This window comes from Georgenia deserti (assembly GCF_042680605.1).
Classification (GTDB): Bacteria; Actinomycetota; Actinomycetes; order Actinomycetales; family Actinomycetaceae; genus Allobogoriella; species Allobogoriella deserti.
Window position 1 is genome coordinate 1 of the sequence record NZ_JBHUEE010000028.1, and the last position, 515, is coordinate 515.

Sequence of the window (515 nt, forward strand, 5' to 3'; positions counted from 1 at the left end):
TGCCGCGTGTCGGAACGGATGCCGTTAGCCCATAAAGGTTCCCATTGATGGCCTGTTGGTCCGGCGTATCGTCGATACGTTGCTTGCGATATTCCAATCCCAGTGCCATTTGGGCATCACCACCGGGAAGGGCGAATAAAGGCCCATCGACGCCGAATGAAAAAGTGGTTTCTCGGAATAATGTTGTGCCGATCGTATTATCCAAGATGTAATCGCGATAAGCGGGTGACAAATTCCCACCAATTGATGCCGCGTTTAGTTCCGGTGCTGCCACACAATTTGGAATTGAAGCTTGCGCAACGCAGCTAAAAGTACCGTTGGCATTCTGAACCACGTTCAGTGAAGTAGCGAGTCGATCAATGAGGAACGATTCTATTTCATAGGTACCGTCAGTCCACGATTTGCCAGCATATGCATCATAACGCCAACCCGGCGCAAAAAAATCCCCGCGAAGGCCTACACCCGGGTCGCGTCCGTCAAGGTGGTGTAATTTCGGCTGTGGCCGTGGGCCATCG

1 protein-coding gene is annotated in these 515 nt (G+C 52.0%); it reads right to left on the minus strand.

The window, feature by feature from the left end:
- Positions 1 to 274, minus strand: a 274-nt coding sequence (locus ACFSE6_RS18920; RefSeq protein WP_388011153.1) for a hypothetical protein, incomplete at its 3' end; no start/stop codon positions are given.
- Positions 275 to 515: the final 241 nt, after the last annotated feature.